This is a genomic window from Desulfobotulus sp. (assembly GCF_034006065.1).
GTDB lineage: Bacteria > Desulfobacterota > Desulfobacteria > Desulfobacterales > ASO4-4 > Desulfobotulus.
The window spans coordinates 25,244-33,912 of sequence record NZ_JAVETM010000038.1 but is presented as its reverse complement, the minus strand read 5'-3'; the positions used below and the strand labels follow the sequence as shown (position 1 = coordinate 33,912).

The window sequence follows — 8,669 nt, the reverse complement described above, 5'->3', positions numbered from 1 at the left end:
GTTGCACAGGTTGAGACGGCAGGTGGCGTCCCAGATCAGGGTCTCCGTATCCGATGCCTTGCGGATAATCGTCGGCTCGCTCATGACGGGAAGCGTTCCCTTTTTGAAGCCGATCACCACATCCACCTTCTCCGCATCCAGAAGACTCTTTGCAATTTCTCTTATTTTCAGGGCGACATCAGCCATCTACGCCACCTCCTGACTCATGGGCAGGGCCTTGCTCATGCCTTTGGATGCAGGCCCCAGGGCCTTTACCTCGGCAATCACGGTGCGGGCCACATCGGCAAATTTCACGCCTTCTGCGGAAGAAATCCAGGAAAACTGGATACGACCCGGCTCAAGCCCCGTATGCTCCAAAAGTTCCTTTAACAGGGTAAATTTACGACGGGCATAGTAGTTACCCGTGATGTAATGACAGTCTCCGGGATGACACCCGGAAATCCAGACCCCGTCCGCCCCGTTACGGAAGGCGGCAAGGATCATCTTGGGCGATACCCTCCCGGAACAGGGCAGACGGATGATGCGCATGTTGGCCGGATACTGAAAACGGCTCACGCCCGCAAGGTCTGCGGCTCCGTAGGTGCACCAGTTGCACAGAAAGGTAATGATTTTAGGTTCAAACTCCTGCATAGGAAGCCTCCCCACACCCTTTTTCAAGGGCGCATATGATTCTTGAAAAGACCGGCGATCCACCACCGGTCTTAATTTATTTCATCATCAGGCCGCATTGATCATGGCCAGAATCTGCCCTTCCTCAAAGCCTTTGAGATTCAAGGCCCCAGAGCGACAGGAGGCCACACAGGCACCGCAGCCCTTGCAGAGCACGGGATTGATTTCCGCCTTGCCCGCCCTCGGCCCTTCCAGAATCATACCCGGAGAGTTGTAGGGGCAAACCGCCACACAGACACTGCACCCGGAGCAGAGTTCGGAATTCACATAGGCCACCTGACCGGAAGTGTTGATGGTCTTTCTGGCAAGAAGGCCTGTCGCCCGTGCTGCAGCCGCCTGGGCCTGGGCGATGGATTCGTCAATGGGCTTGGGATAATGGGCAAGACCCGCAAGGAAGACCCCGTCCGTTGCAAAATCACTGGGGGCCAGCTTCACATGGGCTTCCACAAAGAAGCCGTCATCGTTGAGGGGCACCTTAAAGAACTGGGCCAGACGCTCATCCTTAAAGGGTTTCACCGCAGAGGCCAGTACCAGAAGATCCGCTGCAATCTCAAGGGGCCGCTGGATGATGGGATCGTTTACCCGGATAAGCAGCTTGCCTTCGGCTTCTTTCACAAGCGGCTTGGCATCCAGGGAGTAACGCACAAAAATCACGCCCTTTTCTCTGGCCTTTTTGTAAAGCGCTTCCTTTTCCCCATAGGTGCGGATATCCCGGTACAGGACAAAGACATCCATGTCCGGCTTCTTCTCCTTCAGGTGCAGGGCACTCACCATGGTATGGGTGCAGCAGATGCGGGAACAGTAGGTTCGGCCCGGTTCACGGGAACCCACGCACTGGATGAAGACCGCAGACTCTGCCTTGTCCACCCTGGCATCATGGGCTTTCATCAGAATATCCAGCTCCTGACCTGTCACCACCTTATCGGAGCTGCCGTAGAGGTATTCCGTGGGCTTGTATTCTTCAGCCCCTGTGGCAATGATGGCCACCCCATGGCGGATTTCCCTTTCACTGCCCTTTGTCTCAATGGTGCTGACAAAGTTACCCACAAAGCCTTCCACATTTTTAAGGCTCGATTCCAGCAGCACATCAATCTTTTCATCCACAGCCACGCTGTTGACCATGTCGGCAAGGCCTTCTTCAATGGACTCGCCCTTTGCCGTGACATAGAGATTTCTTGCCTGACCGCCCAGGGCCTTGTCCCGCTCCACAAGGGTCACATGGTAGCCCTGAGTGGAAAGGGCCTTGGCAGCCGCCATACCGGAAATCCCGCCGCCAATGACCAGCACGTTCTGGTCAATCTCAAGGGTGGCTTCGGAAAGGGGCTCGAACAGGGCCACCTTGGCCACGGCCATGCGAACCTGTTCTTTCGCCTTCAGGGTGGCTTCCGCAGGCTGGTCCTTATGTACCCAGGAACCGTGATTGCGGATGTTCACCATCTCAAAGAGGTACTTGTTCAGCCCTGCATTGATGAGGGTTTCCTGGAACAGGGGATCATGGGTTCTGGGGCTGCATGCCGCCACAACAATGCGGTTTAAGCCCTTTTCCTTGATCACCTTGGTCATGCCGTCCTGGGTATCCTGGGAGCAGGAGTACATGTTGTTGGTCACATATTCCACATAGGGAAGACTTGCGGCATAATCCCGCACCGCTTCCACATCAATGACTCCTGCAATGTTGATCCCGCAGTGGCAGACAAAGACACCGATGCGGGGACGATCGCCCCGGATATCGTTTTCCTTCACCTTTTCCACGGTACGGGTCAGGGTGTTGCGGGCCGCCACAAGGCCTGCTCCGGCGTTGAGGGCCGCAGCCCCTGCCTCCACAACGGACTGGGGAATATCTTTCGGGCCCTGGAAAGCCCCGCAGACATAAACCCCCTCGCGGGTGGTGGCCACGGGCCTGAAGGTGGAGGTTTTGACAAAACCGCCTTCGGTCAGCTCAATACCCATTTGGGCGGCATTGGCCCGGACTTCCTCATTGATTTCCATCCCAACGGAAAGGACAACAATGTCATAAACTTCCGTCACCCGCTGGTTGTTCTCATCAATGTATTCCAAGACCTGTCCCGGACCATCGGGGTTATCATATACCGTATGCACCCGACAGCGCTGGAACTTCACCCCATAGGTATTTTTGGCCTGATTGTAGCAGTCCTCAAACCCCTTGCCATGGGTACGCATGTCCATATAGAAAATCTTGGTTTCCAGCTCCGGATCATGCTCTTTGGCAATGATGGCCTGCTTGATGGCGTACATGCAGCATACGGAAGAGCAGTGGCCGTTCTTGCAGGTGTTCACATCCCTTGATCCCACGCACTGCAGCCAGGCGATCTTGTGGGGATGTTCATGATCAGAAAGGCGCACCACATGGCCCTGGAAGGGGCCGGATGCGGAAAGAAGCCGCTCGAATTCCAGAGAGGTGACCACATCCTTGCTGCGATCATAGTTGAGGAAATCCTTGCCCGAAGGATTGTAGGCGGAAAAGCCCGTGGCCAGAATCACGGAACCCACATTCAGGGTGAGGGTCTTATCCGTGTCCTTGTAATTGATGGCATCCGCAGGGCAGACCTTCTCGCAGTTACCGCATTTATCCTTGGTAAGCTTGATACAGTTGGCCGCATCAATGGTGTATTTCAGGGGCACGGCCTGGGGATAGGGCACATAGATGGCTTTGCGTTTGGCAAGGCCCATGTTGTACTCATCCGCCACCTTTTTGGGACATTTTTCAGCGCAGGCTCCGCAGCCGATACACTTATCAATGTCCACATACCGGGCCTTCTGGAAGACCTCCACCTCAAAATTGCCCGCCTCACCCCGGATATCCCGGATTTCCGCCAGGGTCACCAGCTCGATATTGATATGCCGCCCCACTTCCACAAGCTTGGGGCTCATGATGCACATGGAGCAGTCGTTGGTGGGAAAGGTCTTGTCCAGCTGGGCCATGACCCCGCCGATGGACGGTGATTTTTCCACCATATAGACATAGTAGCCGGAATCGGCCAGATCCAGCGCCGCCTGGATGGCGGCAATCCCGCCGCCAGCGATGAGAACGGATCCTATGGTTTTTTCTGACATCTTGTTTAACTCCTCCTCACGCCTGACAGTTCCCCTGCCTACAGGCCAAAATCCGCAAGATCCGGCCCCAGGTAGGTACGCTCGTTTTCACCCAGAATCCCCATGGAAAGGCAGAGAATGGTCCACAGATGCACGGTGTGATACTCCCCGCCAAAATGATGACCAATGTCTTCCACCTGGGCATGGCAGTTGTGGCAGGGGGTAATGACATAGGCCGCACCGGTTTTATCAATCTGATCAAACTTGATTTTACCGTAAGCCCGACGCTGCTCCGTGAATCCCGCCTGAAGGGCCCCGCCCCCACCGCCGCAGCAATAGTTGTTGGAACGGTTGGGCACCATGTCGATGAAATTTTCTTCACCCACGGCGGTTTTCACCACAAAACGCAGGTCTTCGGCCATTTCATCACCGAGAGACTTCCGGATGATGTTGCAGGGATCCTGCACCGTGAACTTGATGCCCAGCTCCTTGTTCCAGTCTGAATTCACGGGGAGTTTTCCTTCCCGTATCCATTTGGCATAAAGCTGGATGATGGAAATGAACTCAAAATTGGCCTGAATGTTAAAGCGCCGCAAAGCCCCATAAATGGCATAGAAGGAGTGACCGCATTCGGTGTTCACAAAATACTTCACACCCAGCTTGTTCAGGTGTTCCACCTGGGCCCGGACGATATACTCCCAGGACTTGTCATCGGCAAGGAACATGCAGTAGTTCTCACCGGCCCACATCTCGGAATAATAGGTCCAGTCCGCACCAACGGTGTGGAGGATCTTCCAGAGGGGCAGAAGCTCATCGGGCTCCACCACGGGCTCCCTTGAGTTCTGGTTCAGGGCATACATGGCTCCGGGCTTGTCAATGGGGGCCTGAAGCTCTTCAAAACCCGGCTGCTCCCGACATTCTTCTGCCAGATCCTCCACCGTGAACTTGAAATCCTCAAAGGGAACCCCCATGGCACCACCACGGGATTTCACGTGCAGCCTGCAGGACTCCAGAACGCCTTTGGGTTTTTCTTCCTCGGGCCAGCGGGCGCGGATCTCAAAGATGAGTGCCGGAATATTAATCTTCATGGGGCAGACATCATAGCAACGCCTGCACATGGTGCAGACCCAGGCCCAGGGATGCTTTTCCAGGGTCTCATCCATCCCCAACACGGCCATGCGGAGAAATTTCCGCGGGTCCATGTCAAACTGTCCTGTGGCGGGACAGCCACTGGAACAGGTACCACAGGTAAGGCAGGCGTTGAGATTCCCGTCAGGAACCATTTCCCGGGCCATCTTGCAGATGGTTCCGGCAGCACCGCCGACGCGTACCGCTTCAGCTGTCATGTATCCTCCCTTTACTTCCGAATAAGACTTTGGCGATCCCTGCCCTTCTCCGTAAAATTTCGAGTGGGCTCAGGCTTTATCCTTATTAAGATAGAATTTTTAAATGGAGCGGATTGGTAAAATTCGGTTATGTCTTATAGAAAGGCAAGGGAGGGGAGTCAAACAGATAATCTGGATGAAATTGATGACAGGAATAGATTTTTACTATTTAAAAGAGGCTTGTTTTTTACGCTTAGGCTAAAAAAGTCTACAGATAAACTCTGAGACTCCCTTGACGAATAAAGTCTCCACCTTTAAAAACAGGAATCAGGATCTACGATCCGAAAAAAACGCCACATCCCCAACATACAACCGGGCCCCTCGAAAAAGGGCCCGGTTTTTCAAAAAATCACGGGGGAAAACTTATTTTTCCATTTTCAGAGACTCAAGGGTTCCTTCAACCACAAGCTCCATCATATCCATTTTCATCGCCATATTCTGCTGGCAGGCCGCCATTGTCTTCATATCCATGCCACCTTTATCGTCCCCGGCCTTTTCCATTTTACACCCTGGCATGGTCTTCATCATTTCCATACATTTTTTCATATCCGCCGCGTGCTCCTTCATGAGCCGCCTGCGCTCTTCCGGATCCTCAGAGGCTTTTATCTTTTCCATCCGTTCCTTCATTTTCCCCATGTGCCCATGCATCATTTTCATCCGCTCATCCCCCCCATGATCCCCAGCATGGGCAGCATCCGCACCCTGGGGCGAGGACAGCGCAACGCCATGTCCGGCATGGGCGTCAGCACCTGTGGCATCTGAAACGGAAGATCCTCCGGAATGAATTGCTGAGCAGCCCGTCAGAAACAGAAATAAAACGCCTGTAAAAACGTATAAACATCCATGCGCTCTTTTCATTTTTCACCCTCCCGCAAAATGGCTCGTTTTTCGTTCACAGCAAAACTGACACCCAATCAGGATTCTGTGCGGATCACCTCACACAATTCTGTGTCTATGCCCCTCACAGCCTCATGTCCAGAGGGCATAAACCCATGGGATTTTTTCTGTTCAATGTTTTGTGATCTCCGTAATGACATACTCCGTGGCGGAAAGCTGTTTAAGTTTAAACGCCACCTTGTCGCCAACCTTAAGACCTTTGGCGAGGTCGGGACTTTCCAGAGCCAGCGCCATGGTCATGGCGGGCCAGTTCAGCTCCCGGATGGGCTCATGCTTCAGGGTGATGCTCTTTGCCGCAGGATTCAGGGCTGTCACAAGGCCCATGCCCGTAACAACTTTACCCTCACGGGCTTCTGCCGCCCCGTGATGATCCCCATGGCTGTGACTGCTGGCCATGGGAGCTGTGCAGAAGACAAAGGGAAAAATCAGGGCGAGGATGAGAATCATCTTTTTCATACCGTACTCCTTTTAAGGGTGATGGATATTCTGCCACCTAAAAACAGGGTCTCAGCACCTCCTGCTCACACACAGAATCAAGACACCGCATCATCTTGTTTTTTTTGTATTTTTTCTCCGGACAAAGGCCAGGATCAAAGCGAGTATTCCTGTCGCCAGCAGAAGGACATTCATCCACGTCGGAAAATACAGAGTCTTCCTTGTCTGGAACCCCAGGGTTGCGGCAAGGGCTTCATAACCACTGGGCCGTCCTGCGATATCCCCGCCAATGCTGTTCACCGCAACAAGGGACATGGTGCCTGCAACAAGCATCAGGTAAGCGTAATGGCCCACATATCCCCGCAAGCTCCAAAGTTGTCGGCCGCTTCGATAACGCAAAACCAGCCAGGTACACCAGAAAACCATGGCAAAAGCGGACAATGTGATTTTATTTTTCGTAATAGGACTGTTGAGAACAGCTTCTGCCGGAATCAGCAGAAAACCCGTGACAAAGGCCAACCCCATCATCATAGCGCCAAAAAGAACGGAATACAGAACCACAGAATCGCTGGCCTGCCGAAACTTTGCCAGAATACCGTCCCCTCTGACAGGAAACCAGACATAAAAGGTGGCAACCACAAAAGCCATCACCAGAGGTCCGGTCGCCAGATGCACCAGTATGGAATGATAAGCCGCTTTCATCGTTCTTCCTCCCTTGGTTTCAGGCCATTCGAGCGAGGTGCCACAAGGATGGTTGCCACGCTGAACAGAATAAGGGTAAACACGAGGGCAGACAGGGTCTCTACCCATTGCCGCCGAATCTCTTGACGGAACTGATTCTGCACCGCATACCGGGCAAGACTCTGTTCATCATGCCCCTCCCACAGAGGCTTTCCCGCTGCAATCTGTTTTGCCCCTGCATGGGCGGGACTGATCAGATAAGACCAGTTTATCTGGCCGGGATAAAACAGGGTCAGAGTCGTCCACGGAATCTGTTCCCATGGAGGTACACTTCCCTCAAAATGCACGGCCACAATATCTGCATGACGGCTGAGTCCCAGGGTTTTGGGAAAGGAGACATAATGCCAACGACTTCCCGTGGATAAAATATGCGCTGCAAAGGCAACCTGGTACATTCCCTGATGTCTGAGTGTCTTATCATCAAGCTCCGCCCCTGTATCCAGGGCACGCCACAGATCCACTTCCCAGTTCCCATTTTTATAAATCCCATTGGCATGGATGCTTCCGCGTGATCCGGAAGGAACACGCAACAAGCGTCTGGGAATTACATCTCCAACCTGCCAGTCATGGTTCACATCAAAGGCAAGGGTATTGCCTTCTATCCGCTCATTCCCCAGAATGAGCGCATAACGCAGCATATCCTGCTGACCATATCCCTGCTGCTGCACCTTTTCCCAACGCATGGCGTACTGACCGGTTTTTTCAGGATCAAACATGAAACGGGGCTGGCCCTTCTCCTCATCCCAGTTTGTGGTGTACATTCCTGTTCCTTCGTCACTCCAGCGGTAGTCCAGAATATACTGGTCATCTGACCACCCAATGGGATTGCTCCGGTGCGAACGCCACTGCCACAGATCCAGAAAATAGCCCGCCCTGCGAAGATCCATCAGTTCTTCTTCCGGCTTTATCGTACGCCAGTCATGCGGATCTGTCCGGGTTTCCGGCAGCCATTTGCGGAGATCCGACTGCCCTTTGGCACCCAGATAGGGATGTTCACGAACCTCCTGGGAGGCGGCATGGGTAAAAAAACGCATTTCCCGTCCGGAAGCGGTTATGAATCCCCCCCATTTGCTAAATTCCGGCACACCTCCATCATCCAGAAAAAAAGAAATCCGATCTTCGTAAAGCCGCTCCGGCTCTCTGCCTACAGGAGACCGCCCCTGTCGATGCCATTGTCCGTTTCCCTGGTAAATCCAGTAATCATGATACCAGGAAGGTTCTGGGGTAGGCAGTTCAAAACGAAAAAAAGCCGTATCTTCATTGTAGGCAACCTTCACCCTCATCTCGTGCAGAAGCTTTTCCGGGATTTCGATATTGCGGTTATGATCATTCCGGATCACAGGCTCAAAGGTATTCGGCACCCAGATCAGAAGAAACAAAAAAATACAGAATCCAAGATAAGGAACCCCGGAAGCCAGAGGCGATCTCTTTTGTCCCATGTTTTTCTCCTTTCTACCCTCTACGGAAAATAACATTCCGGATGCAAAC

At 53.1% G+C, this 8,669-nt stretch carries 7 protein-coding genes and 1 pseudogene; all 8 read right to left on the bottom strand.

The features are described 5' to 3' along the window. Positions 1 to 186: pseudogene (locus RBR60_RS13080) on the bottom strand (4Fe-4S ferredoxin); the annotation flags it as partial. After that, positions 187 to 630: a hydrogenase iron-sulfur subunit gene (locus tag RBR60_RS13075; protein WP_320357497.1), complete on the bottom strand. Its 444-nt coding sequence runs from the start codon at positions 628 to 630 to the stop codon at positions 187 to 189. It lies immediately after the preceding pseudogene. Between the two features lie 87 nt (positions 631 to 717). Continuing rightward, complete coding sequence (locus RBR60_RS13070; RefSeq protein WP_320357494.1) at positions 718 to 3,744, bottom strand: FAD-dependent oxidoreductase; 3,027 nt, start codon at positions 3,742 to 3,744, stop codon at positions 718 to 720. 38 nt (positions 3,745 to 3,782) lie between these two features. Continuing rightward, positions 3,783 to 5,069 carry a (Fe-S)-binding protein gene (locus RBR60_RS13065; RefSeq protein WP_320357492.1) on the bottom strand — a complete coding sequence of 429 codons (1,287 nt, stop codon included), beginning with the start codon at positions 5,067 to 5,069 and terminating at the stop codon, positions 3,783 to 3,785. A 402-nt stretch (positions 5,070 to 5,471) separates the two neighbouring features. Continuing rightward, positions 5,472 to 5,723 (bottom strand): hypothetical protein, encoded by a 252-nt coding sequence (locus tag RBR60_RS13060; RefSeq protein ID WP_320357491.1) that lies wholly within the window; start codon positions 5,721 to 5,723, stop codon positions 5,472 to 5,474. Positions 5,724 to 6,116: 393 nt separating this feature from the next. Next, positions 6,117 to 6,461, bottom strand: coding sequence for a copper-binding protein (locus tag RBR60_RS13055; protein ID WP_320357489.1), 345 nt, complete (start codon positions 6,459 to 6,461; stop codon positions 6,117 to 6,119). Positions 6,462 to 6,551: 90 nt separating this feature from the next. Next, positions 6,552 to 7,142 carry a hypothetical protein gene (locus tag RBR60_RS13050; protein WP_320357487.1) on the bottom strand — a complete coding sequence of 197 codons (591 nt, stop codon included), beginning with the start codon at positions 7,140 to 7,142 and terminating at the stop codon, positions 6,552 to 6,554. Next, on the bottom strand, positions 7,139 to 8,620 hold the full coding sequence (locus RBR60_RS13045; RefSeq protein WP_320357485.1) for an ethylbenzene dehydrogenase-related protein: 1,482 nt from the start codon (positions 8,618 to 8,620) through the stop codon (positions 7,139 to 7,141). Before RBR60_RS13045 ends, RBR60_RS13050 begins: the two co-directional genes overlap by 4 nt. Positions 8,621 to 8,669 lie beyond the last annotated feature (49 nt).